Source organism: Nonomuraea sp. NPDC049649, from assembly GCF_040675175.1.
Classification (GTDB): domain Bacteria; phylum Actinomycetota; class Actinomycetes; order Streptosporangiales; family Streptosporangiaceae; genus Nonomuraea.
The window spans coordinates 1-22,667 of record NZ_JBFAOH010000039.1 but is presented as its reverse complement, the minus strand read 5'-3'; the positions used below and the strand labels follow the sequence as shown (position 1 = coordinate 22,667).

The window sequence follows — 22,667 nt, the reverse complement described above, 5'->3', positions numbered from 1 at the left end:
ACGGATGGTTGTCGGCTAGCCCTTGACGGCCCCCAGCGACAGGCCCGACTGCCAGTACCGCTGCAGACCGAGGAACGCGATGATCAGCGGGACGATGGTCAGCAGCGCGGACGTGATCACGAGGTTCTGGATGAGGGCGCCGTTCCCGGCCGTCGAGCCCAGCTTGTTCCACTGCTGGATGCCGACGGTCAGCGGATACCAGGCGGGGTCCTTGAGCATGATCAACGGCAGGAAGTAGTTGTTCCAGATCGATACGAACGAGAAGAGCAGGACCGTCACCCCCGCCGGCGCGAGCAGCGGGAGCGCGATCTGGAGGAAGGTCCTGAACTCGCCGGCCCCGTCGATCCGCGCGGCCTCCAGCAGGCCGGTGGGCACGGCCTCGGCGGCGAACACCCACATCAGGTAGAGCCCGAACGGGTTGACGAAGGAGGGGATGAGGATCGCCCACGGCGTGTTCGTCAGGCCCAGCTGCGCGAACAGCAGGAACTGCGGGATCGCCAGCGCGATGCCCGGGACCGAGATCGACCCCAGGACGACCAGGAGGAACACCCGCTTGCCGGTGAAGTCGTGCTTCGCCAGGGCGTACCCGCCGAGAGCGGCCAGGAAGGTCGACACGGTCGCGCCCACCACGACGTAGAGCACGGTGTTGAGCAGCCACCGGGAGAAGATGCCGTCCTGGTACGTGAACACTCCTGCGATGTTGTCCCACAGGGCGAACTCGCGGCCGGGCGCGAGCCCGAACGTCGACACGAAGTCGGCCTGCGACTTGGTCGCGTTGATGACCAGCCATCCGAGCGGCAGCAGGCAGTACAGCGTGAACAGGGCCGTCATCGCCGTGAGGACGGTGCTCTTCCGGGGGTTGTCCACCGTGGAGAGCCGACGGCTACTGGCTGGAGGCATTCCGCAAACCCCTCACTTGTACGGCGTACGCGACGGCGATCGTGAGCGCCGCCATCACGAGCGCGAGCGCCGCCGCGTAACCCTGCTGGGACCCGGTGAACGCCAGGTGGTAGGCGTACAGGTTGGGCGTGTAGAAGGTGGTGACGCCGCTGTTGGCCACCATCGACGGCAGGATCTGCGGCTCGTTGAACATCTGGAAGGTGCCGATGATCGAGAAGATCACCGTGACGACCAGGGAGCCGCGCAGCGCGGGCAGCTTGATCGCCCGGACGACCTGGAACTCGCCGGCCCCGTCGATCGCCGCCGCCTCGTACAGCTCGCGCGGCACCGCCTTGAGCGCCGAGTAGAAGATGAGCATGTTGAAGCCGGTGAACGCCCACGTCACCATCACGCCGATGGAGATGAGCGTGGTGCCGGGGGTGAACGGGTCGAGGTCGGTGCCCGCGGCCTCGTTCAGGCTGCCGAAGAGCCCGTACTTCACCCCCAGCAGGAACCCCCACATGAGCGTCGACACGATCGCCGGCACCGCGTAGGGGAGGAAGATCGACGCCCGCAGGAACCTGGCGCCGTGCAGGCGCCGGGAGTCCAGCGCCAGCGCCAGGGCCATGGCGAGGACCAGCATGATCGGCACCTGGACGAGGGTGAAGCGGACGACCCGCCACACCCCGTCCCAGAACTGCGGATCCTGGAACAGCTTGCCGTAGTTGGCGAGCCCGACGAACACGTTGCCCCCGACGAGCCTTTCCTGGAAGAGGCTGAGGTAGGCGGCGTACAGGATCGGCACGATGAGCGTCAGCGTGAACAGCACCCCGAAGGGCGCGATGAACGCCAGCCCGATCCGCGATCTGCGCCGTGCGCGCTGCTGGTCCACTGCCGTGTCCTTTCCGATCGGCCGCTAGTCCACCTGGAAGCCCTGCTCGTTGCCGTACTGGATGCAGCGCTGCCGCCACTGTTCGAGGATCTCGGCGAGCGAGCCCTGGCCGGAGGTGTAGTACGGCGAGGCGATGTCGCCGTAGATCGAGCGCGCCCACTCGAAGAACGGCGGGAACTGCCAGCCGCTGCCGACGATCTCCGAGGCCTCGGCCAGCACCGTGCCCACCTGCTGGCCGCCGAAGTACGGGTTCTCCTTGCTCAGGTACTCCTCGTTCTCCAGCACCGAGGTGCTCGGCACGAACGCGCCGGCGTCCACGCGGGACGGGAGCCCGTCGCCGTGCGTGAAGTACTCGAGGAAGGCGAAGGCGGCCTCCTTGTGCTCGGCCGCGGCCGGGATGCCGAAGGCGCTGCCGCCGTTCGCCGCGCCGGTCTTCTCGCCCTCCTGCCACTGCGGCATCAGGGCGACCCGGAAGTCGCCGGAGGCGTCCGGCGCGCGCTCGGGCAGCGTGGAGGTCAGCCAGCCGCCCATGGTCTGGGTGGCGAGGGTGCCGTCGTTGAGCGCCCGGTTCCAGTCGTCGGACCATCCCGTGATCTTGGTGTTGATCAGGCCCTCGTCGAGCATCTTCTGCCAGAAGGCGACCGCCTTGGTCGTGCCCGCGTCGGTGAAGTCGATGTGGACCTTGTTGCCGTCCACCTTGAAGGGGCGGCCGCCGGCCTGCCAGATGAGGGAGAGCAGGAAGAAGAGGTCTCCGGTGTCCTGGGCGATGTAGTAGTCGTCGCCGAGCGCGCGGACCTTCTTGGCGGCCTCGTAGTACTCGTCCCAGGTGGCCGGGGGCTCCTCGACGCCGGCCTTCTTCAGCGTGGCCGCGTTGTAGAACATCGCCGACGGGCCGTAGTCGGACGGCAGCGCGTAGACCTTGCCGTTGACCGTCACGTCGCTCCACGCGGCCGGGACGAAGCCCGGCTTGAGCCGGTCGACGCCGAACTCTCCCAGGTCGGCGAGCTTGCCGGGGATGGCGAAGTAGGGCACCGCGAAGTACTCGAACATCACCAGGTCGGGCACGCCGGAGCCGGCCTGGATGGCGTTGTCGAGCGCCTGGTACTCGTCCTGGGAGGAGCCCGCGTTGACGACCTCGACCTTGATGTCCGGGTTGGCGGCCTCGAAGCCGGGGACGGCCCGCTCGACCGTGCCGTCCCAGCTCCAGACCGTGATCTTCACCTGTCCGTCGCCGGCCGTGCCGCCGCCGGAGCAGGCGGTCAGCGCGAGCATCGCCGCTAATGCCGCGGAAAGGAGCCTGACTTTCCGGGAGAGCCGCATGGGCCTCTCCTCTCGTCCTGAGCTGGTCTACGAAAATGTTTCGCAACTTATTCTTTGCTGCGAGGACAGTAGGTGTCGCCCCCGCCCGGTGTCAACGGTTCGTCAGCGAGAAGAGCTGCGGCACCCGGCTCGTGGTAGGTTTCGAAAGAATTTCGTAGAGTTCGCAACGGAGGCGCGCATGCGAAGGCGGGGCCGGTCCGAACGGGCCACCTTGGCGGATGTCGCCCAGCTGGCGGGCGTCTCTCCCACCACCGCCTCCAAAGTCCTCAACGGGCGCAGCGACGTGGGCGAGAAGACGCGCCGCCGCGTCCTGGAGGTCATGGCCGAGATCGGCTACAAGCCCACGGCCGTACGACACGAGCAGCCGAGAGACCGCACCCTCGTCACCGTCCTCGACATCGTCGAGTCCCGCTACGCCGGAACCGTGCTCCAGGGCATCCTCGTGGCCGCGACCTCGGCCCGGGCCGAACTCCTCCTTCACCTGCCGCCCGGCGAACCGATCCGCGAGAACCACGCCGCCGCCCGCGCCTGGGTGCAGGAGCGGAAGGCGTCCGGCGTCATCGGCCTCATCGCGCTCGCCGTCGCCGTCCCCGACCCGCTGCTCCACGCCACCGAGGACGTCGGCCTGCCCATCGTCTCCATCGACCCGATAGACACGTCCGAGTCACGCCTGGTCAGCATCGGCTCCACGAACTGGGCGGGCGGCCGCTCGGCCACCGACCACGTCCTCAAGCTCGGCCACCGCAGGATCGGCTGGATCGGCGGGCCGCTGGGCTCCGCCCCCTCACTCGAACGCTTCCACGGCTACCAGGCCGCCCTGGACTCAGCCGGTATCACCCCCGACCGCGCGCTCATCCGGCACGAGGCGTTCTCCGTCGAGGCCGGGCACCGGCACGGCCTCGACCTCCTCTCGCTCGACCCCCGCCCCACCGCGATCGTCGCCGCCAACGACGAGATCGCCGTCGGCGTCCTCACCGCGGCCAAGGAACTCGGCGTCAACGTCCCGGGCGAGCTGTCCGTCACCGGCTTCGACGACACACCGCAGACCCAGTGGACCACCCCCCGCCTCACGTCGGTCCGCCAGCCCCTCGTCGGCATGGGCCGCATGGCCGTCGAGACCGTCCTCGGCATGGCGGACGGCATCCAGCCCGCCTCGCGCCACCTGCAACTCGCCACCACCCTCAGCGTCCGCGACTCGACGGGTCCCGCCCCGGTCTCCTGATCCGCCCCCCGGCACCGCGGCGCGCCGTTCTTCCCTGGTGCATGGGGTCGGCCGGAAAGGTCTTGTTTCTAGAATCTTTTTCCTTTACTTTGGCGCAAACGTAATCGATAACGATTGCAACGAGTGAGGGCTGCATGGCCGACGGCGGCGCGCCGGTGACGATGAGTGATGTCGCGCGATTAGCGGGTGTCTCCACCGCGACGGTCTCGCGGGTGGTCAACGGGCGTTACGGCGTCAGCGCCGAAACCATCGCACAGGTCCGTTCGGCCATCGAGCAGCTCGGCTACGAGTCGAGCCTGGTGGCGGCGAGCCTGCGGCGCAGCCGGACCGACGTCCTGGGCCTGGTGACCCATAACTTCCAGTCCTATACCGCCGAGGTGCTCAAGGGCGTGATGGACGAGCTGAGCCAGTCAGGCTTCGACCTGATCATCTACGCCAACAGCGACCTCTTCGGGCGGTACTCGGAGGGCTGGGAGCAGCGGCACCTGGCCCGCCTGTCGGGCACCCTCACCGATGGGTGCATCGTGGTCACGCCCTCGCGCGAGGTGCGGAGCAGCACCCCCGTGGTGGTCATCGACCCGGCGCGGAACTCGAAGACCCCGTCGGTGACGGCGGACAACCTCGCCGGCGCCACCAGCGTGGTCGAGCATCTCCTCGGGCTCGGGCATCGGCGGATCGGATTCATCGCGGGCCGGTCCAGCATGGAGGCCGCGTGGTCGCGCGAGGAGGGTTACCGCGCGGCGCTGGCCGGAGCGGGCGTCCCCGTCGATCCGGAGCTGATCGCGAGAGGCGACTTCACCCCCGAGTCCTCGGAACCGCTCGCGCGGGCGCTGCTGGACAGGACGGACCGTCCGACGGCGATCTTCGCGGCGAGCGACGCGATGGCCCTGACGGTCATGGAGGTCGCGAGGGAGCTCGGGCTCGCCGTTCCCGGAGACCTGTCGGTGGCGGGCTTCGACAACATTCCGGAGTCCGCGCTGGCCGAGCCGGGGCTGACCACGGTGGACCAGTCGATGTACCGGATCGGATGCGAGGCCGCGCGCATGCTGAAGGCGCTGGTGCGCGGCGAATGGGAGGGGCCCGACCAGACAGTGGTGCCGACCCGCCTGGTGGTCCGCGGCTCCACCGCGGCACCTTCGTAAGAGCCGATCGTCCGGATGAACAGGTGAATCCGTAACGAACGGAGGTGCGGACACAGAACCCACAGCAACCCATCGCTGCATCAGGCCGAACAGTCGGGGACCATCCGCTGACGGCCGTAAAGGGAGTTTTGTATGCCTTCATTACGTTATCACGGCGGTAAACGCTTACCTGGGGTGGCCCGGGTCACGGCGGCGATCACCGTCGGGGTCATGGCGATCGCGGCGGTGATCACCGCGCCGACACCGGCGGCGGCGGACACGCCGTGGCTGGAGGTCTCCGAGGACGGCTTCGCGTCCTTCACCGTTCCGGCGGCCTACCTCGAGGCCAACGTGGGCCAGGTGTCGCAGGTCGCCATCGAGGGGAACTTCGGCCCCTCCTCCGCCTGGGCGCAGTTCGGCCTGACGCGCAGGGGCGACGTCTACTCGGGAGTCCTCGGCCCGCTCAGGCCGGGACTGTACGCGTACCAGATCACCGGCGACGAGACCAAGGGCCTCAAGGACCCGACGAACAGCACCCGCGTGGCGTCCAAGCCCCTCTGGAGCACCTTCCTCGTGCCGGGCGACGCGGCGGGCCCGCTGACGGACGTGCCGGAAGGGCAGGGCGGCAAGGTCGGGACCCTGACCTACCGGAGCGGGAACAAGCAGCGCTCGGCCCTGGTCTGGACGCCGCCGGGGTATGCGGGCAAGGGCCCGAAGTATCCGGTGCTGTTCCTGCGGTCCGGCGACGGCATGCGCGCCACCGACTGGCTCGACCTCGGCCGCGCCAAGCAGATCCTCGACAACCTGTCGGCCCGGGACGCCATGGAGCCGATGGTGGTCGTGATCGGCGACGGCGACGGGCCGGATGACGACAGACATCTCCGCGAGGCGGTGGCGGACCGCTACCGCGTCCATCGCGGCCCGGCACATCAGGCGATCGCCGGTGTGGCCGAGGGCGGGACGCGGGCGATGCGCGCCGCGCTGACCCGCCCGGGCCGGTACGCCTACGCCGGCTCGTTCTCGGGTCTCCTGACGGACGGCGTCGGCGGGGCGCACGCCCACGCGGTCGACCGGGGTCTCAAGCTGGTACGGCTGTACACGGGGAACGTGACGGACCCCGCGTACAACGCGACCCACCGCCTGACCGAGGCGCTGGACCGTGCCCGGATCGGGTACGAGTTCGACGGCGTCAACCCCGACGCCGGGGCGAACTGGAACGCCTGGCAGGAGAACCTGCTCGATTTCGTGCCGCGCCTGTTCCGCGAGGTGCCGGACCACGGCCCGAGCCCGGGTCACGGGGAGCTGAAGGGCGAGTTCAGCCCGCCGGCGCCCGGCACCACCCCGACGCCGTTCGTGACCGAGGACGGTTTCGTCACCTTCGAGACCACGACCGGCTTCCAGGACGCCCAGCGAGTCACGGTCTGGGGGAACTGGGCCCCCAACGGGAGCTGGCTGCGCATCCCGCTGACCCGCGCGGGCGACCGGTGGCGGGCGACGGTGGGCCCGCTCGGCCCGTGGTTCTACTACTACCGGTTCATGGTGGACGGGGCCGCGGTCAAGGACGGGTCGAACCCGACGAAGGTGACCTCCGAGCCGGCGTGGAGCACCTTCCTCGTCGACGGAGCGGAGGCACGCCTGCTCACGGACGTTCCCCCCGGCGAGGGCGGAAAGGTCGAGAGCATGACCTACCGGAGCGCGGTGACGAACCAGGACCGGACCGCGCTGGTCTGGACCCCGCCGGGCTACGACCCCGAGCGCGCCGAACCGTACCCCGTCTTCTACCTCCAGCACGGCGGCGGGCAGAGCTACACCGACTGGGTGGAGATGGGACGCGCCAAGCAGATCCTGGACCACCGGTTCCGCGACGGCGACCTGGTGCCGATGGTGGTCGTGATGGGCGACGGCAACGTGCCCGACTTCACCCGGGAACTGCTGGAGAACCTCGCCCCGGCGGCCCGGGCCCGCTACCACGTCTCCGCCGATCCGTCGCGGCAGGCCCTGGCCGGCCTCTCGATGGGCGGCGGGCAGACCTTCGGCGTGCTCAAGACGCATCCGGGGGAGTTCGCGTACGTCGCCGTGTTCTCGGCCGGCTTCGGCAGCGGCGCCGGCGTCGACGCGGAGGCGATCAACCGCGGGACCGAACTGCTGCGCCTGTACATCGGCGACCAGACCGACTTCGTCTATCCCTCGTTCATGACCTCCCTGACCACCCTGACCGATCTCGGCATCCGCTACGAGTTCGACGGAATCACCCCCGGGCCGCACGGCTGGGACGTGTGGCAGAAGAACCTCATCGACCTGGCACCACGACTGTTCAAGCGCTGAACGAGCCCGACCCGTGCTCGCGGGCCGGCTTTGTTAGCGCTCACAAGTGATCTCAGCGGCGCACGAACCCCTGTGCGCCGCGACGGCAGAGGGAAACACGCCAATGAAGAAGAACAAGCTCCTGGTCGCGGCGGCCGTGCTCGCCGCCGCGACCACGCTCACCTCCTGCTCGTCCGGCGAGGAGGGAAGCGGGAACACCGCGAGCGGCGCGAGTAACTGCACGAACACCATCCCGAAGAAGGACCTTCCGGTCGTGACCATGTGGGGCTGGTACCCCAACACGCAGCTCGTCGTCGACAACTTCAACAAGCAGAACGACGAGGTGCAGGTCTGCTGGACCAACGTCGGCCAGGGCAGCGACGAGTACGACAAGTTCCAGACGGCCATCGTGGCCGGCACCGGCGCCCCTGACGTGATCATGATCGAGATGGACCGGATCCCGACCTTCCAGATCCAGGACGCGCTCGTCGACATCAGGCAGTACGGCTACGAGGAGGTCAAGGCCGACTACAGCGAGGGCGCGTGGAAGGACGTCTCGGTCGGTGACGCGGTCTACGGCGTGCCGGTCGACGGCGGCCCGCTGGCGATGATCTACCGCAAGGACATCTTCGAGAAGTACGACATCACGCCGCCGAAGACGTGGGAGGAGTACGAGCAGGCGGCGCAGAAGGTGAAGGACGCGGGCGGCCCGCTGTTCGGCGACTTCGCCGCGAACGTGTCGGCCCTCACGATGGCGCTCCAGATCCAGAAGGGCGCGTCCCCGTTCACCTACCAGGCGGGGGAGAGCTCGATCGGCATCAAGCTGAACGACCAGGCGTCCAAGGACGTGCTCGAGTACTGGGGAGGACTCGCCAAGAAGGGGCTGGTCGGGACGCAGGACCAGTTCACGCCCGAGTACATCGCCGGGGTGATCAACGGCGAGTACGCGACGTACATCTCGGCGGCCTGGGCGCCCGGCTACCTCACCGGCGCCGGGGTCGGCAAGGGCGAGGACACCGGCAAGTTCGCGGTGGCGCCGCTCCCGCAGTGGGACCCGGACAACCCGGTGCAGGTGAACTGGGGCGGATCCGCCTTCTCCGTGACGAGCCAGGCGAAGGACCCTGAACTCGCCGCGAAGGTGGCGTACGGCCTCTACGCCGACCAGGAGTCGCTCACGGACGGCTGGACCAACCAGATCATCTTCCCGCTCAACCTCAAGGCGCTCAACGCCCCCGAGTTCGTCGACCTGGAGGTGGAGTTCTTCGACGGCCAGCAGGCGAACAAGGAGGTCTACGTCCCCGCGGCCAACGCCTACAAGGGAGTCACCTACAGCCCGTTCGGCCAGTACTACTTCGACGCCATGACGAAGCAGGTCAGCGCGCTCATCGACGGCGCCGTCACCGGGTCGGAGGCCGCCGACCGGCTTCAGGAAGACGTGACGAACTACGCCCGAGAGCAAGGCTTCACCGTCCAGTGACGTAACAGGGTGGGCCGCCCTCCACCGGCGGCCCACCCGCGATCGACCAGCACCTACCTCCCGGAGTCCAGGTTGACCCTCATGATCGAGAAGAGCGCGCCACGCGCCCAAGAGAAGACGCACAAAAGACGCGGCAAGGTGCGCCTCCGCGAGCATGTGATGGGATGGCTCTTCGTCGGGCCATTCGGGATCGTCTTCCTGGCGATGCTCATCGCGCCTCTCGCGTACGCGCTGTACCTCAGTCTTTTCCAGAAGAAGCTGATCGGTGGCACCAGCTTCGTCTTCCTCGACAACTACGTGAAGGCGTTCACCGACCCGAGCTTTCTCTCCGGGGCATGGTTCGTCATCCGCTTCTCGCTGGTCTCCATCCCCCTGCAGATCGTCGTCGCGCTCGCGATGGCCCTGATCCTGGACGGCCTGACCTCGCGCTTCGCCCGCTTCTCCCGCCTCATGATCTTCCTCCCCTACGCGATCCCCACGGTCATCGGGGCCATCATGTGGGGCTTCCTCTACAGCAAGAGCTTCGGGCCGCTCTCCGACGTGTTCGGGCTGTTCGGCGTCGCGCCACCCGACTTCCTCGGCAGCAACCTGATCTTCTACGGGCTGGTCAACATCGTCACCTGGCAGTGGGCCGGCTACTACATGATCATCCTGTACGCGGCGCTCCAGGGCATCGACCCGGCGCTGTACGAGGCCGCCCGCATGGACGGCGCCGGCGCATGGCAGGTCGCGCTCCGGATCAAGATCCCGCTGATCGCCCCCGCGCTGCTGTTGATCCTGGTCTTCTCGCTCATCGGCACCTTGCAGTTCTTCAACGAACCGCAGATCCTGAGATCCCTCGCGGCCGGCACGATCGGCCCGGACTTCACCCCCAACATGTACGCCTACCAGCAGGCTTTCGGACTCGCGAACTTCAACTACGGATCGGCGATCTCCTTCGCCCTCGGCGGGATCGTCTTCGTCGGCGTCTACGCCTTCCTGTTCGCCACCCGTAAGCGGAGGAGCTTTCTGTGATGAGTGCCCGGTCCCGCGCCGGCGTCCGCCGGCCGCAACGCCACCTCCCCCTGCAGGTGTTCCTCGGCTTCATGGTCGTGTACTTCCTGGTGCCGTTCTGGTGGGTGGTCGTCAACAGCTCCAAGGACGCCCCCGGCCTGTTCGGCGGCGGCAACACCCTCTGGTTCGCCGACCGGGTCGACTACTTCGGCAACCTGCAGCAGCTGTTCACCTACGACAACGGGATCTACGGCAGGTGGATTCTCAACTCCACCCTGTACGCGCTGGCGGGCGGCGTCGGTGCCACGATCCTGGCCGTCCTGGCCGGCTACGGATTCGCCAAGTACCGGTTCGCCGGCAGGCGCTTCAGCTTCTCGCTCGTGCTCGGCGCGCTGATGGTGCCGGCGACGGCCCTGGTGATTCCCACCTTCATGATGTTCTCGGAGTTCGGGCTGACCAACACGATCTGGGCGGTGATCCTCCCGTCACTGCTCAACCCGTTCGGCGTCTACCTCATGCACGTGTACGCGCGCGACGCGGTCCCCGACGAGATCCTCGACGCGGCGCGGTCCGACGGCGCGGGCGAGATACGGACGTTCTTCCAGGTCGCCTTCCCGCTGATGCGGCCCGCGGTGGTCACCGTCCTGCTGCTGTCCGCCGTGGCCTCCTGGAACAACTACTTCCTGCCTCTCGCCATGCTCTCCGACAACCGCCTCTTCCCCGTCACCGTCGGGCTCGGCCTCTGGCAGGGCATCGCCTCGGCGAACAACGCGGGCGGCACCTCCCTCTGGAGCCTCATCATCCTGGGCGCGCTCGTGTCGGTCGTCCCGCTCGTCATCGCCTTCTTCACCCTGCAGCGGCACTGGCGCGGAGGACTGTCCGTCGGCGGCCTGAGATAACGCCCCGCACCCGGCCGGGGAACCGGCCGTCCGGCAGGACACGCCCGGACGGCCGGGGCACGCATGCGGGTGTCAGTCCAGGGACAGCCCCGCGGCCGGGGTCACCCGGGCGGCCCTGCGGGACGGGAGAACGGCGGCGAGAAGTCCGGCTATCGCGGCGATGAGGACGACGACGCCGAGCGACGGCCAGGGGACGTACATGGCGGCGTCGCGGAGAGCCGGCTTCACCAGGGTCTCGTAACCCACCCAGGCGAACCCGACCCCGATCACGGTGCCGAGCAGCGCGGCCACCACCGACAGCAGCACCGCCTCGGCCGCCAGCATCCTCCGCAACTGCCCGCGGGTGAGCCCGAGCGCCCGCAGCATGGCGTGCTCGCGGGCCCGTTCGAGCACGGAGAGCCCGAGCGTGTTCGCGATCCCGACCAGAGCGATCACGACGGAGACACCCAGCAGGCCGAGCGCCGCCCAGGTGTAGGTGCTCAACTGCTGGTCCAGCGACTCCCAGGTCCGCAACCCGTTCTCGATGGCCGCGCCCCCCGCCAGCTCCTCGAGGTCGCCGCCGAGCTGGGCCGGGTCGACGCCGGAGGAGGCGCGGATCCAGACCGCGTACGGCTCGGGAGCGTCGGTGAGCTCGGCCAGCGTCTCGGGCGCGACCACGCCCGCGGGGCCCCAGCCGGTGCCGACGGCGACCCGCAACCGGGCGCGCCGGTCGCCGACGCGCACCGTGACCTGGTCGCCGGCGCGGAGGCGCAGGCCCTTGCCGAAGGCCTCGGAATCGATTCTGATCTTGCCCGGTTCGACCCGGGCGAAGGCTCCGCCGTCGCGAGCCACCCGCTCGGCGTCCGGAGCGGTGACCACCGGGATCGCTTCGCCGAGCCCCTTCACCCGGGCCACCGCGCCGTCCACGGGAACGGCCTCCTCGACGCCGGGAGTGCGGCGTATCCGGTCGAGGAGATCAGCGGCGACCGGCCCGTCGGGCGAGGTGAGCGCGAGGTCGATGGGGTGGTCCCTGCCGATCTGCTCGTCCAGTGACGACTGCCACGTGGACATCCCCGTGAGGACGGCGGTCGTCAGGGTGACGCCGACCAGCAGGGACGCGGTGGTGGTGGCGGTCCGGCGCGGGTTGCGCACGGCGTTCGCGGTCGCCAGCCTGCCGGCGGGCCCGAGCAGCGCACCGACGATCCGCACCAGCCGCGGGATGAGCACCGGCCCGAAAAGCAGTACGGCGGCGAACACCGATCCTCCGCCGGCCAGCATGAGCGCCGTACTGTCCAGCACCATGGCCGTCCCGAGCAGGGACAGCCCGGCCACCAGGAGGAACGCGGCGAGCGCCGGCCGCAGCAGACCGGTGGCGGTGTGCACCTCGACCGCGGTCTCCGGGCGCAGCGCCGCCAGCGGGCTCACCCGGACCACCCGCCGGGCGGGCAGCCAGGACGCGACCATGGTGACCACCAGGCCGACGATGAACCCTCCCAGCAGCCAGAGCGTGGGCAGGTCGGCGGTGCCCATCGGGACCGTGGGAGCGAGGGCGCCGATCAGGGCGGTCAGCCCGTACCCGAGACCGACGCCGGCCACTGTCCCGGCCAGGGACGCGAGCACCCCGACGACGGCAGCCTCGCGACGTACCGAACGCACCACCTGCCGGCGGGTCGCGCCGACGCAGCGCAGCAGCGCGAAGTCGCGCAGGCGTTGCGCGAACAGGATGGAGAACGTGTTCGCGATGACCAGGACCGAGACGAAGAGCGCGATGCCGGCGAACAGCAGCAGCATCACCGACAAGCTGTCCACCCTGTTCTGGACATAGGTCAGCCGCTCCGCGGCGAACCCCTCCGGCGACAGCGCCTTCGCGCCCTCGGGGAGCCGGCCCGCCTCCCCGCGCACCGCCACCGAGCCCAGATGGAGGTGCTCGCGCCACCGCAGCAACTGCGGCCAGGTGACGTAGACGGAAGCCTGGGCGATGGGCGAGGGGGACTTCACGAGACCGACCACTTTCACGCCGGCCGCGGCGGCGCCCTTGCCGATCCGCATCCGGTCGCCGACCGCGACGTCCTCGGCCTGGGCGAAGTACACGTCCACCACGGCCTCGCCCGTCCGGGCCGGGAAGCGGCCCTCGCTGAGCTCCTGCCAGCGCCACACCTGCGAGGTGGCGATCGGCCCCACGGCCGTTTCGGGGAGCCGCCGGTCGCCGGCGTGCGCCGGCAGCATGGCCCGGCCGATCACGGAGGCGTTCTCGCCGTGTCGTTCGGCGTAGGCGATCACGGCCTCCGCGTCCAGGTCGGACGACGGCCACCCGGCAGGCGAGACCACCTGGTCGGCATTGCGGTACGGCGCCCCCAGCCCGCCCATCAGCCCGTTGATCGCTCCGGAGGTGAGCACGCCGACCACGACGACGAAGGAGACCGCGACGGTGACCGCGATCGCCGCCGCGACGTACCTGCGGATGTAGGTGCGCAGTGACGCGAGGAAGACGGTACGCATCAGACGATCCGCCCGTCCCGCATGGTCACCACGTCGTCGGCGTACCGCGCCGCCTCCCGCTCGTGGGTGACCATCACGACGGTCTGCCCCAGCTCCCGCGCCGACCGCCGCAGCTGCCGGAGCACCTCCGCCGACGTGGCGCTGTCCAGGTTCCCGGTGGGCTCGTCGGCGAAGAGCAGAACCGGCTCGGTGATCAGGGCGCGGGCGATCGCGATCCGCTGCTGCTGGCCGCCGGACAGCTCCGCGGGCCGATGGCCGAGCCGGTCGGCCACGCCGAGGGCGTCGGCGAGCGTCCGCACCCGCTTCCGCACCGCGTCGTCCACCCGGCGCCCGCCCAGCTCCAGCGGGAGCACGATGTTCTCGGCCGCGGTGAGCATCGGCAGCAGGTTGAACGACTGGAACACGAAGCCCACGTGCTCGCGCCGGAACACCGTCAGCGCGTCGTCGCCGAGAGAGCCGAGGTCGGTCCCGGCCACGGTGACGGTGCCGCCGCTGGGCTGGTCGAGCCCGGCCAGGCAGTGCATCAGCGTGGACTTGCCCGACCCGCTCGGCCCCATGATCGCGGTGAAGCGTCCGCGCGGCAGGTCGAGGTCGACGCCGCACAGCGCGTGCACCTGGGCATCGCCTCGTCCGTAGGTCTTGGTCAGGCCGCGCGCGGCGGCGGCCGGTGAACTGTCACCCATGCCCCGCAGTCAAGGACGCGCGGTGTTGTCGGCACGTACGAGATTCTCGATACGCGGGCGATACCCGCCGGTCCGTAGCCTCGGAGCATGCGCGTGCTGATCGTCGAGGACGAGCCCTACCTGGCGGAAGCGATCCGCGACGGCCTGCGCCTGGAAGCGATCGCCGCCGACATCGCCGGCGACGGCGGCACCGCCCTGGAGCTGCTGAGCGTCAACGCGTACGACATCGCCGTCCTCGACCGGGACATCCCCGGGCCCTCCGGTGACGAGGTGGCCCGGAGCATCGTCGCCTCCGGCAGCGGGACGCCGATCCTCATGCTCACCGCCGCCGACCGGCTCGACGACAAGGCCAGCGGGTTCGAGCTGGGCGCCGACGACTACCTCACCAAGCCGTTCGAGCTGCGGGAGCTCGTGCTCAGGCTCAGAGCGCTCGACCGCAGGCGCGCCTACAACCGGCCGCCGGTCCGGGAGATCGCCGGTCTGCGGCTGGACCCGTTCCGTCGCGAGGTCTACCGCGACGGCCGTTACGTCGCGCTGACCAGGAAGCAGTTCGCCGTGCTGGAAGTCCTCGTCGCCGCCGAAGGCGGTGTCGTCAGCGCCGAAGAACTGCTGGCCCGCGCCTGGGACGAGAACGCCGACCCCTTCACCAACGCCGTCCGCATCACGGTCTCCGCGCTGCGCAAACGCCTCGGCGAACCCTGGATCATCGCGACCGTGCCCGGCGTCGGCTACCGCATCGGCGAGGGAGGAGACCGTGGATAGAAAGCCCGGCCTGAGCGTCCGGCTCAAACTCACCCTCAGCTACGCCGGGTTCCTCATGCTCGCCGGCGTCCTGCTGCTCGCCGCGGTCTGGCTGCACCTGCGGGTGGAGGGGGTGATCAGGGCGGACGCGGGGCTGATGCCCAGACGCTTCGTCATCCTCCAGGACTTCGCGCCGGCGGCGGGCGCGGTGCTGCTCTTCCTGCTGCTCTTCGGCCTCCTGGGCGGGTGGCTGCTCGCCGGCCGCATGCTCGCCCCGCTGACCCGCATCACCGGCGCCGCCCGCCTGGCCGCCGACGGGTCGCTCACCCACCGCATCCGGCTGAAAGGCCGCCAGGACGAGCTCCGCGAACTCGCCGACGCCTTCGACACCATGCTCGCCCGCCTCGAAGCCCACGTCGCCGAACAGCGGAGGTTCGCCGCCAATGCCTCCCACGAACTGCGCACCCCGCTGGCGATCACCCGCTCACTCCTCGACGTGGCCCGCGACGACCCGGCCCACGACCACGCCCGCCTCGTCGACCGCCTGCACGCCGTCAACACCCGCGCCATCGACCTCACCGAGGCGCTGCTCCTGCTCAGCCGCGCCGACCAGCGATCCTTCACCCGGGCGCCCGCCGACCTGTCCCTGCTGGCCGAGGAGGCCGCCGAAACCCTGCTCCCGCTCGCCGAGAACCGCGGCGTCACCCTCCACACCTCCGGCGACATCACCCCGGTCCTCGGCTCCCCGCCGCTCCTTCTGCAGCTCACGACGAACCTCGTGCACAACGCCATCGTCCACAACCGCCCGGAAGGCGGCACCGTCCGGATCGAGACCGGCCTCCGCCCCGGCGCCGTGGAACTCACCGTCGAGAACACCGGCGAGCCCCTGCCCCCGGACCTGCTCCCGACCCTCACCGAACCCTTCCAGCGCGGCACCGCCCGCGTCCGCGACGGCCACCCGGGCACCGGCCTCGGCCTGGCCATCGCCCAGAGCATCACCCGCGCCCACGACGGCACCCTCACCCTCACCCCGCGCCCCGGCGGCGGCCTCCGAGCCGTCGTCCGGCTCCCGGCCTCCGCGCGCCATCCCGCCGCACCGCCCCGCCCGCCGGTACGTTCGTCCTGTTCATGACCGTACGAACGAGGACCCGTCATGCAGGCCATCACCGTACGAGACCGCGCCACCGCGCCCGCCCTGACCGAGGAGCCCTACCCGCACGCCGCCGAGAACGACGTCGTCGTCCGGGTCTGCGCCGCCGGGTTCACCCGCGGCGAGCTCGACTGGCCGTCCACCTGGTCCGACCGGGCAGGCCGCGACCGGACGCCGAGCGTGCCCGGGCACGAGGTGTCGGGGACCGTCGCCGAGCTGGGATACGGGACGACCGGCCTGACCGTCGGCCAGCGGGTGTTCGGCCTGACCGACTGGGCGCGGAACGGCACGCTCGCCGAGTACGTGGCGGTGGAGGCCCGCAACCTCGCCCCGCTGCCCGCCGACGTCGAGCACACCGTGGCCGCCGCGCTGCCGATCTCGGGGCTGACCGCGTGGCAGGGCCTGTTCGACCACGGCCGCCTGACGGCGGGACAGACCGTAATGATCCACGGCATCGCGGGCGGCGTCGGCTCCCTCGCGGCGCAGCTGGCGTGCGAGGCGGGCGCCCGGGTGATCGGCACCGGCCGGGCGCATGACCGGGACACCGCACTCGGCCTCGGCGCCGCGGCCTTCCTGGACCTGTCGGCCGACCCCCTCGACCAGGCCGGCCAGGTCGACGTGGTGCTGGACGTGATCGGCGGCGACGTCCTGGAACGCTCGGCCGCCCTGGTGCGCCCCGGCGGCACCCTCGTCACCGTCGTCTCACCGCCCCCGGCCCGGCCCCGCGACGGCCACGCGGTCTTCTTCGTCGTCGAACCCGACCGCGCCCGCCTGACGGACCTCGTCCGCCGAGTCCGCGACGGCCGCCTCCGCCCCCTCATCGGCGCCGTCCGCCCCCTCGCCGAAGCCCCGTCGGCGTTCACCCCCTCCCACCGCACCCCAGGCAGAACGATCATCCGGGTTGCGGAGGGCGAGTAGCTCCTCATGGTCGTGGAAGGTGAGCAGCCGGTGACGGGCGGGGGAGGAGCCTCGCAGTCCTGCGGAGGGCGTGCAGCCGGGAGGGGGTCCGCAGTCAGAACGGTCACCCAGGTCGTGGAGGGGGTGGCCGGTGGTTGCGGATGCTGGAGGGTGGCTCCGCATCCGCAGGGGGACGATCATCCGGGTCGCGGAAGGGTGTCCTGCAACGCCGGGTGGGCGGTCAGCCGCGGGGTGCCGGGCGGGACAGGAGGTGGGGGTGGAGGAGAGTGGCCCGCTGGCGGGGTAAGCCGCCGGCGAGTGCGGCGTCGGTGAGTGCGGCGGCTACCCAGCCGATGTCGGCGGGGCGGCCGTCCGGCCGGCTGATGAGCAGGTCGCCTTCGCGCCGATCCCGGCACACCGCCGCCAGCAGGCGCTGGACCTGAGGGGAGAGGGGGTACGGGACCGGGCAGTCCCCGTCGCGCAGCACGATCACGCCGAGCGGGTCGTCGCCGGGCGTCATATGCAGGTCGCAGACCGTCAGGGCGGCCAGCGCGGCCACCGACGCGCCGGTGGCCTCCAGCAGCGCGACCGCCAGGGCTTCGGCACACCGGCCGTCGTCGGCCAGCCGCGCGACCCCGCTCCGCAGCAGGCGACGTTCTTCCCGGGTGACCGGGGACGCGCTGTCCGCGAGGCGCTGCTGACGGACGGCGCCGCATCGTACGGCGAACGCGTGGAAGGACGCCAGGATCGCACGCCGGCGGGACACCGTCGCCGGGGCGAGCGGACGGCCGGACGGGCCGACGCCGGTGGTGAGGGCGGCGTAGCAGTAGGCGTCCACGTGGGCGCCGCAGGTGGCGAGCGGTTCGAGCGCCGGTTCGGCGGCCCGCAGCCAGCGCAGCCACGAGGCCAGGATCCGCAGGCAGGCCTGCCGCCGCGCCGGGGAGGGCCGGTCGGCGAGCCAGGCGGCGACGGTGCGCCGGGTCAGCGGGTCCAGCGCGTCGATCAGTTCGACGTCGGCCTTGAGGTGCCGCCGGTGCAGGCCCTCGAGCCGCCCGACGCTGTCGGCGTCGTTCGGGTGCCTCATCCGGTGATCGCACTCCGGGCGAGGCGATGCCGGGGAGACGCCGCGGCGGCGCTGGAGCGCCGGATATGGCAGACCATGCCTGACAGACCCATCACGATCCAGATCATCCCACGTTTTGGGGTGCCGCCCGGTACAAAGCGGCGGGCTTTCAGCCGAGAGCGTGGTCCAGGTTGAAGGCCGCGCTGATGAGAGCGAGGTGGGTGATGGCCTGCGGAAAGTTGCCGAGCTGCTCGCCGGTGTGGCCGATCTCCTCGGCGTACAGGCCCAGATGGTTCGCGTACGTGAGCATCTTCTCGAACGCCAGGCGGGCCTCGTCGACCCGGCCGGCGCGGGCCAGCGCCTCCACGTACCAGAAGGAGCAGATGGAGAACGTGCCTTCCGGCCCGCTCAGCCCGTCGGGGCTGACCTCCGGGTCGTAGCGGTAGACCAGCGAGTCGGAGACCAGCCCGTCGCCGAGCGCGTCGAGGGTCGACAGCCACTTGGGGTCGGTGGGGGAGACGAACTTGGCCAGCGGCATCATCAGCAGGGACGCGTCCAGCACGTCCTCGTCGAAGTGCTGCACGAACGCCCGCAGCCTGGGCGACCAGCCGCGCCGCATGATCTCCCGGTAGATCGCGTCGCGGGCCTCACGCCAGCGCGCGATGTCGGCGGGCAGGCCGCGCTGGATCGCCACCCGCATGGCGCGTTCGATCGCGACCCAGCACATCAGCCGCGAGTACACGAAGTTCTTGCGGCCGCCGCGGGTCTCCCAGATGCCCTCGTCGGGCTGGTCCCAGTGCAGGCACACCCAGTCGACCAGGGTGCAGAGCTCGTCCCAGCGGTCGCTGGCGATCGGGTCGCCCCACTTGTTGTAGAGGTAGATGGAGTCGATGAGCGCCCCGTAGATGTCGAGCTGGAGCTGGCCGGCGGCGGCGTTGCCGATCCGTACCGGCGCGGAGCCCCGATAGCCCTCCAGATGATCGAGTTCCTCCTCGGGCAGGTCGCTGCGCCCGTCGATCCCGTACATGATCTGGAGCGGGCCGGTGTCGCCGTCGTCGCTGAGCGGCACGTGCGAGGACAGGAAGCCGATGAAGGACTCCGCCTCCTCGGTGAACCCCAGCCTGAGCAGCGCGTACACGCAGAACGCGGCGTCGCGGATCCACACGTACCGGTAGTCCCAGTTGCGCTCGCCGCCGAGCCGCTCGGGCAGGCTGGTCGTCGGCGCGGCGACGATCCCGCCGGTCGGGGCGTACGTGAGCAGCTTCAGCGTGAGCGCCGAGCGGTGGACCACTTCGCGCCACCGGCCCCGGTAGCGCGAGGACGACAGCCAGCGCCGCCAGTAGCGGACCGTGGCGGTGAACTCCTCCTCGGCCTCCGCGATCGGGCAGCCGCGCGCCGCGAGCCCGTGGCCCACCCGGTCGAGCGCGAACACCGCCTGCTCACCCTCCGCGAGCTCGAACTTGGCCCACGCGTCCTGCCCGTCGGTCTCCATCGGCACGCTGGCCGTCAGCGACAGCGACAGCGACGCCGACTCGAACAGCACCCGGTCACCCTCCGTGCGGACGGTGTGCGGCTGCCGCGCGTAGTCGAAACGGGGCGCCACCCGGGCGCGGAACGGCAGCGAACCGCGCACGCAGGACACCCGGCGGATCATCCGGTGCCGGTCGGCCTCGCGCGAGTCGTCCGCGACGGGCATGAAGTCCTGGATCTCGCCCACCCCGTCGTCGGCGAAGAAGCGGGTGATGAGGACGTTGGTGTCGGGGAAGTAGAACTGCTTGGTCCTGGCCGGGGCGTCGGCGGCCAGCTCGAACGACCCGCCCCGGTCGGCGTCGAGGATCGCGGCGAACACGCTGGGCGCGTCGAAGCGCGGGCAGCAGTACCAGTCGACGGTGCCGTTCGTGCCGACGAGCGCGACCGTCCGCAGGTCGCCGATGAGACCGTGGTCCCCGATCGGCAGATAGCGGGATTCTCCAGCAGTCATGACAGCCCCCCTTGCACCCCACGCTAGGCATGCCGGGTTCGTGCCAGTTTCTGCCGATCGCCAAGCCCCGGCAGATCTTCTCCCGGGGGTCAGCCCGACACGATGTCGATGACCGCCGTCCCGTCCTGCCGGGCCGCGAGCTGGATCACCACCGCGCCGGGCCGCGGACTCGGCCGCGCGTCCGCCACCCCGCCGCACGAGTTCCCGGAACCGTCGCGGCGCAGCACGGTGACACACCCCGACCCCGGCCCGCTCACCACACCGGTGGACTGCCCGCCGTGCGACTTCACCGTGTACTCGACCAGATCAGGCCCCACCTCGGTCACCGCCAGCGTCGCCGGCCCGAACGGCCCCCTGAACCGGATCTTCACCGCCTCCGACACCGCGATCCGGCAGTCGCCGTCCGCGCACTCGCTTACGTCCTGCCCGGCCACCGGCGGCGCGGCGACGGCGGACGGACTCGGGGGAGGCTCCGCCGAGCGGGCCGCGGACACGCTCGTCTCAGGCGGATACGCGTCCAGCACCTGCTCCGACCCCCCGCAACCGATCACCGCCTGCGTGACCAGCACTCCCAGCGCCACACCCGCACCCACTCGACGCGCTCTCATCGCCGCTCCCCCCGTTGTCCTGCGTGGAGTCGTACCCCTGATCCCGGCAGCCGCCCCAGCCACAGGCCAGAACTGAGCAAATTCCTTAATTACCCACCTGGACAGTAGGGAAAGCAGAGATTAAAGTCAGGGCCATGAGCTGCCACCCCTGCTGTCGCCTCCTCCAGCCGCACGCTCGTACCTGTCGCTGACCGTGTGACCGCGCACGCCGGGACATCGCCGTCCCGCGCCACGGCATCCACCCCGAATCCACCGCACGCGTGACGGGCCCCCGTCCGTCCTGACGTGCCTGCGTGTCCTCCTCAAGGAGCCGTTTCACGATGTCATCACCCGCCGTCTCCTCCGGCGTGCCCGCGGACGTGATCCGCGGTGCTCCGCCGGCGTTCGTCCCCCGGCTGGCCGCGCGCGGCCGCCGCCTGATCGGTCTCACCGTCCTGCTGGCCGTCTGGCAGATCGGTGCCTCCCGCGGGCTGCTCGGTGCGGCCACCCCGCCGCCGACCCAGGTGCTGGAGGCGGGTGCCGAGCTGATCCGCTCCGGTGAGCTGCCGGTTCACCTGCTGGCCTCCCTGGAGCGGGTGGCCAAAGGGCTGTCGCTCGGGCTCACCGCCGGTCTGCTGCTCGGTCTGGCCGCCGGCCTGTTCAAGGTCGCCGAGGATGTCATCGACGCGCCGCTCCAGGCGCTGCGGATGCTGCCGCACCTCGCCCTCGTCCCCGTCTTCATCATCTGGTTCGGTATCGGCGAGACCGCCAAGGTGGCCCTCATCACGATCGGGCCGATCTTCCCGCTGTACATCAACGTCTTCCACGGCATCCGCGGCGTGGACGAGCGGATCGTCGAGTCGGCCCGCTCCTGCGGGGTGCGCGGGCTCGCGCTGGTCCGCAAGGTGATCCTGCCCGGCGCGCTGCCGCAGATCCTGGTCGGCCTGCGGCAGTCGCTCGGCGTCGGCTGGCTCAGCCTGGTGGTCGCGGAGATGACGGCCACCACCGCCGGGATCGGCTTCCTCGTCACCGACGCCAAGGAGTTCCTCCGCACCGACGTGGTGTTCGTCGTGCTCGTCGTGTACGCGCTGCTCGGCCTCACCACCGATCTGGCCGTACGGGCGATCGAACGCAAGACGCTGGGCTGGCGCCACGGGCTGGTGGCGCGATGACCACCACCGGGGTGCGGGTGCGCGGGCTGCGGCGCGGCTTCGCCGGGCGGGAGATCCTCACCGGCGCCGACCTGGACCTCGCGCCCGGCGAGTTCGTCGCGCTGCTGGGCGCCAGCGGGTCGGGGAAGAGCACGCTGCTGCGGGCCGTCGCCGGGCTGGACACCCAGGCCGAGGGCGAGCTGGACGTGCCCGAGCGGCGGGCCGTCGTCTTCCAGGAGCACCGCCTGCTGCCCTGGACGACGGTGTGGCGGAACGTCACGCTCGGCCTCACCGGCCGCGGACTCCGCACCAGAGCCCTGGAGGCGCTGGGCGAGGTTGGGCTGGCCGCCCGCGCCGACGCCTGGCCCGTCACCCTGTCCGGCGGCGAGTCGCAGCGGGTCGCCCTGGCCCGCGCCCTCGTCCGCACCCCCGACCTGCTCCTGCTCGACGAGCCGTTCGGCGCGCTCGACGCGCTCACCCGGATCAGGGCGCAGGCCCTGGTCGCCCGCCTGTGGAGCCGGCATCGGCCCGCCGTCCTGCTGGTCACCCACGACGTGGACGAGGCGCTGCTGCTCGCCGATCGGGCGCTGGTGCTCGACGGCGGGCGCATCGCCGGGGAGTTCGCCGTCGACGTGCCCCGTCCCCGATCGACCGACCATCCCCGCTTCGCGGCTCTGCGCCGCCGCCTGCTCGCCGCCCTCGGCGTCGAGCCCGGCATCCGACACCAGGAGACACCATGACACTCCCTGTGTCAACCTCAGGCAGCAACGAACTCGTTGAGCGCTGCTGCGGCGCCGTGTTTGGCGGGGTCGTAGGGGACACCGTCGAG

General features: G+C 70.7%; 19 protein-coding genes. 11 read left to right on the top strand and 8 right to left on the bottom strand.

What is annotated here, in order from left to right:
* Positions 1–15 precede the first annotated feature (15 nt).
* From AB0J42_RS31330 to AB0J42_RS31320, 3 genes are read right to left on the bottom strand one after another with little or no spacing between them, the layout of a single operon-like run.
* Positions 16–867 carry a carbohydrate ABC transporter permease gene (locus AB0J42_RS31330; protein WP_364300809.1) on the bottom strand — a complete coding sequence of 284 codons (852 nt, stop codon included), beginning with the start codon at positions 865–867 and terminating at the stop codon, positions 16–18.
* A gap of 16 nt (positions 868–883) precedes the next feature.
* Entirely contained in the window at positions 884–1,771 is an 888-nt protein-coding gene (locus tag AB0J42_RS31325) for a sugar ABC transporter permease (RefSeq protein ID WP_364300807.1), read from the bottom strand.
* A gap of 24 nt (positions 1,772–1,795) precedes the next feature.
* The gene (locus tag AB0J42_RS31320; RefSeq protein ID WP_364300805.1) at positions 1,796–3,091 is read right to left on the bottom strand and encodes a sugar ABC transporter substrate-binding protein; all 1,296 of its coding nucleotides are present in this window, start codon (positions 3,089–3,091) and stop codon (positions 1,796–1,798) included.
* Between the two features lie 178 nt (positions 3,092–3,269).
* Between AB0J42_RS31320 and AB0J42_RS31315 the strand changes: the two genes are divergently transcribed.
* The 6 genes from AB0J42_RS31315 to AB0J42_RS31290 all read left to right on the top strand — a co-directional run bounded on the left by AB0J42_RS31315 (position 3,270) and on the right by AB0J42_RS31290 (position 11,107).
* Positions 3,270–4,313 carry a LacI family DNA-binding transcriptional regulator gene (locus AB0J42_RS31315; protein WP_364300803.1) on the top strand — a complete coding sequence of 348 codons (1,044 nt, stop codon included), beginning with the start codon at positions 3,270–3,272 and terminating at the stop codon, positions 4,311–4,313.
* 134 nt (positions 4,314–4,447) lie between these two features.
* The gene (locus tag AB0J42_RS31310; protein ID WP_364300800.1) at positions 4,448–5,455 is read left to right on the top strand and encodes a LacI family DNA-binding transcriptional regulator; all 1,008 of its coding nucleotides are present in this window, start codon (positions 4,448–4,450) and stop codon (positions 5,453–5,455) included.
* Positions 5,456–5,629: 174 nt separating this feature from the next.
* The gene (locus AB0J42_RS31305; protein WP_364300798.1) at positions 5,630–7,759 is read left to right on the top strand and encodes an alpha/beta hydrolase-fold protein; all 2,130 of its coding nucleotides are present in this window, start codon (positions 5,630–5,632) and stop codon (positions 7,757–7,759) included.
* Between the two features lie 103 nt (positions 7,760–7,862).
* Positions 7,863–9,215 (top strand): extracellular solute-binding protein, encoded by a 1,353-nt coding sequence (locus AB0J42_RS31300; RefSeq protein ID WP_364300796.1) that lies wholly within the window; start codon positions 7,863–7,865, stop codon positions 9,213–9,215.
* A gap of 81 nt (positions 9,216–9,296) precedes the next feature.
* Entirely contained in the window at positions 9,297–10,229 is a 933-nt protein-coding gene (locus AB0J42_RS31295; protein WP_364300793.1) for a sugar ABC transporter permease, read from the top strand.
* Positions 10,229–11,107 carry a carbohydrate ABC transporter permease gene (locus tag AB0J42_RS31290; RefSeq protein WP_364300790.1) on the top strand — a complete coding sequence of 293 codons (879 nt, stop codon included), beginning with the start codon at positions 10,229–10,231 and terminating at the stop codon, positions 11,105–11,107. The genes AB0J42_RS31295 and AB0J42_RS31290 overlap by 1 nt, the downstream gene beginning before the upstream one ends.
* 72 nt (positions 11,108–11,179) lie before the next feature.
* On the opposite strand, the gene AB0J42_RS31285 is transcribed toward AB0J42_RS31290, so the two are convergent.
* Together AB0J42_RS31285 and AB0J42_RS31280 are read right to left on the bottom strand one after the other, a co-directional pair.
* Entirely contained in the window at positions 11,180–13,585 is a 2,406-nt protein-coding gene (locus AB0J42_RS31285) for an FtsX-like permease family protein (RefSeq protein ID WP_364300788.1), read from the bottom strand.
* Positions 13,585–14,268 (bottom strand): ABC transporter ATP-binding protein, encoded by a 684-nt coding sequence (locus tag AB0J42_RS31280; protein WP_364300786.1) that lies wholly within the window; start codon positions 14,266–14,268, stop codon positions 13,585–13,587. The genes AB0J42_RS31285 and AB0J42_RS31280 overlap by 1 nt, the downstream gene beginning before the upstream one ends.
* 87 nt (positions 14,269–14,355) lie before the next feature.
* Between AB0J42_RS31280 and AB0J42_RS31275 the strand changes: the two genes are divergently transcribed.
* The 3 genes from AB0J42_RS31275 to AB0J42_RS31265 are packed head-to-tail and all read left to right on the top strand — an operon-like array spanning position 14,356 to position 17,077.
* A complete protein-coding gene (locus AB0J42_RS31275) occupies positions 14,356–15,030 on the top strand; it encodes a response regulator transcription factor (protein WP_364300784.1) in 675 nt (224 codons plus the stop codon).
* The gene (locus AB0J42_RS31270; RefSeq protein ID WP_364300781.1) at positions 15,023–16,141 is read left to right on the top strand and encodes a HAMP domain-containing sensor histidine kinase; all 1,119 of its coding nucleotides are present in this window, start codon (positions 15,023–15,025) and stop codon (positions 16,139–16,141) included. Before AB0J42_RS31275 ends, AB0J42_RS31270 begins: the two co-directional genes overlap by 8 nt.
* A gap of 21 nt (positions 16,142–16,162) precedes the next feature.
* A complete protein-coding gene (locus AB0J42_RS31265) occupies positions 16,163–17,077 on the top strand; it encodes an NADP-dependent oxidoreductase (protein ID WP_364300779.1) in 915 nt (304 codons plus the stop codon).
* 220 nt (positions 17,078–17,297) lie between these two features.
* Here AB0J42_RS31265 and AB0J42_RS31260 read toward each other — a convergent pair whose 3' ends face one another.
* From AB0J42_RS31260 to AB0J42_RS31250, 3 genes are all read right to left on the bottom strand, one after another.
* On the bottom strand, positions 17,298–18,140 hold the full coding sequence (locus AB0J42_RS31260; protein ID WP_364300777.1) for a hypothetical protein: 843 nt from the start codon (positions 18,138–18,140) through the stop codon (positions 17,298–17,300).
* A gap of 148 nt (positions 18,141–18,288) precedes the next feature.
* Entirely contained in the window at positions 18,289–20,100 is a 1,812-nt protein-coding gene (locus tag AB0J42_RS31255) for a glycoside hydrolase family 15 protein (protein WP_364300775.1), read from the bottom strand.
* An 89-nt stretch (positions 20,101–20,189) separates the two neighbouring features.
* Complete coding sequence (locus AB0J42_RS31250; protein ID WP_364300773.1) at positions 20,190–20,708, bottom strand: hypothetical protein; 519 nt, start codon at positions 20,706–20,708, stop codon at positions 20,190–20,192.
* Positions 20,709–21,028: 320 nt separating this feature from the next.
* On the opposite strand from AB0J42_RS31250, the gene AB0J42_RS31245 reads away from it, so the two are divergent.
* Positions 21,029–21,859 carry an ABC transporter permease gene (locus AB0J42_RS31245; RefSeq protein WP_364300771.1) on the top strand — a complete coding sequence of 277 codons (831 nt, stop codon included), beginning with the start codon at positions 21,029–21,031 and terminating at the stop codon, positions 21,857–21,859.
* Complete coding sequence (locus AB0J42_RS31240; RefSeq protein WP_364300769.1) at positions 21,856–22,578, top strand: ABC transporter ATP-binding protein; 723 nt, start codon at positions 21,856–21,858, stop codon at positions 22,576–22,578. The genes AB0J42_RS31245 and AB0J42_RS31240 overlap by 4 nt, the downstream gene beginning before the upstream one ends.
* Positions 22,579–22,667 lie beyond the last annotated feature (89 nt).

Coding starts and splice junctions, on each gene's coding strand:
- AB0J42_RS31280 (WP_364300786.1), bottom strand. CDS start 14,268: ATGGGTGACAGTTCACCGGCCGCCGCCGCGCGCGGCCTGACCAAGACC.
- AB0J42_RS31290 (WP_364300790.1), top strand. CDS start 10,229: ATGAGTGCCCGGTCCCGCGCCGGCGTCCGCCGGCCGCAACGCCACCTC.
- AB0J42_RS31320 (WP_364300805.1), bottom strand. CDS start 3,091: ATGCGGCTCTCCCGGAAAGTCAGGCTCCTTTCCGCGGCATTAGCGGCG.
- AB0J42_RS31265 (WP_364300779.1), top strand. CDS start 16,163: ATGCAGGCCATCACCGTACGAGACCGCGCCACCGCGCCCGCCCTGACC.
- AB0J42_RS31315 (WP_364300803.1), top strand. CDS start 3,270: ATGCGAAGGCGGGGCCGGTCCGAACGGGCCACCTTGGCGGATGTCGCC.
- AB0J42_RS31240 (WP_364300769.1), top strand. CDS start 21,856: ATGACCACCACCGGGGTGCGGGTGCGCGGGCTGCGGCGCGGCTTCGCC.
- AB0J42_RS31245 (WP_364300771.1), top strand. CDS start 21,029: ATGTCATCACCCGCCGTCTCCTCCGGCGTGCCCGCGGACGTGATCCGC.
- AB0J42_RS31260 (WP_364300777.1), bottom strand. CDS start 18,140: ATGAGGCACCCGAACGACGCCGACAGCGTCGGGCGGCTCGAGGGCCTG.
- AB0J42_RS31285 (WP_364300788.1), bottom strand. CDS start 13,585: ATGCGTACCGTCTTCCTCGCGTCACTGCGCACCTACATCCGCAGGTAC.
- AB0J42_RS31295 (WP_364300793.1), top strand. CDS start 9,297: ATGATCGAGAAGAGCGCGCCACGCGCCCAAGAGAAGACGCACAAAAGA.
- AB0J42_RS31255 (WP_364300775.1), bottom strand. CDS start 20,100: ATGACTGCTGGAGAATCCCGCTATCTGCCGATCGGGGACCACGGTCTC.
- AB0J42_RS31310 (WP_364300800.1), top strand. CDS start 4,448: ATGGCCGACGGCGGCGCGCCGGTGACGATGAGTGATGTCGCGCGATTA.
- AB0J42_RS31250 (WP_364300773.1), bottom strand. CDS start 20,708: ATGAGAGCGCGTCGAGTGGGTGCGGGTGTGGCGCTGGGAGTGCTGGTC.
- AB0J42_RS31275 (WP_364300784.1), top strand. CDS start 14,356: ATGCGCGTGCTGATCGTCGAGGACGAGCCCTACCTGGCGGAAGCGATC.
- AB0J42_RS31300 (WP_364300796.1), top strand. CDS start 7,863: ATGAAGAAGAACAAGCTCCTGGTCGCGGCGGCCGTGCTCGCCGCCGCG.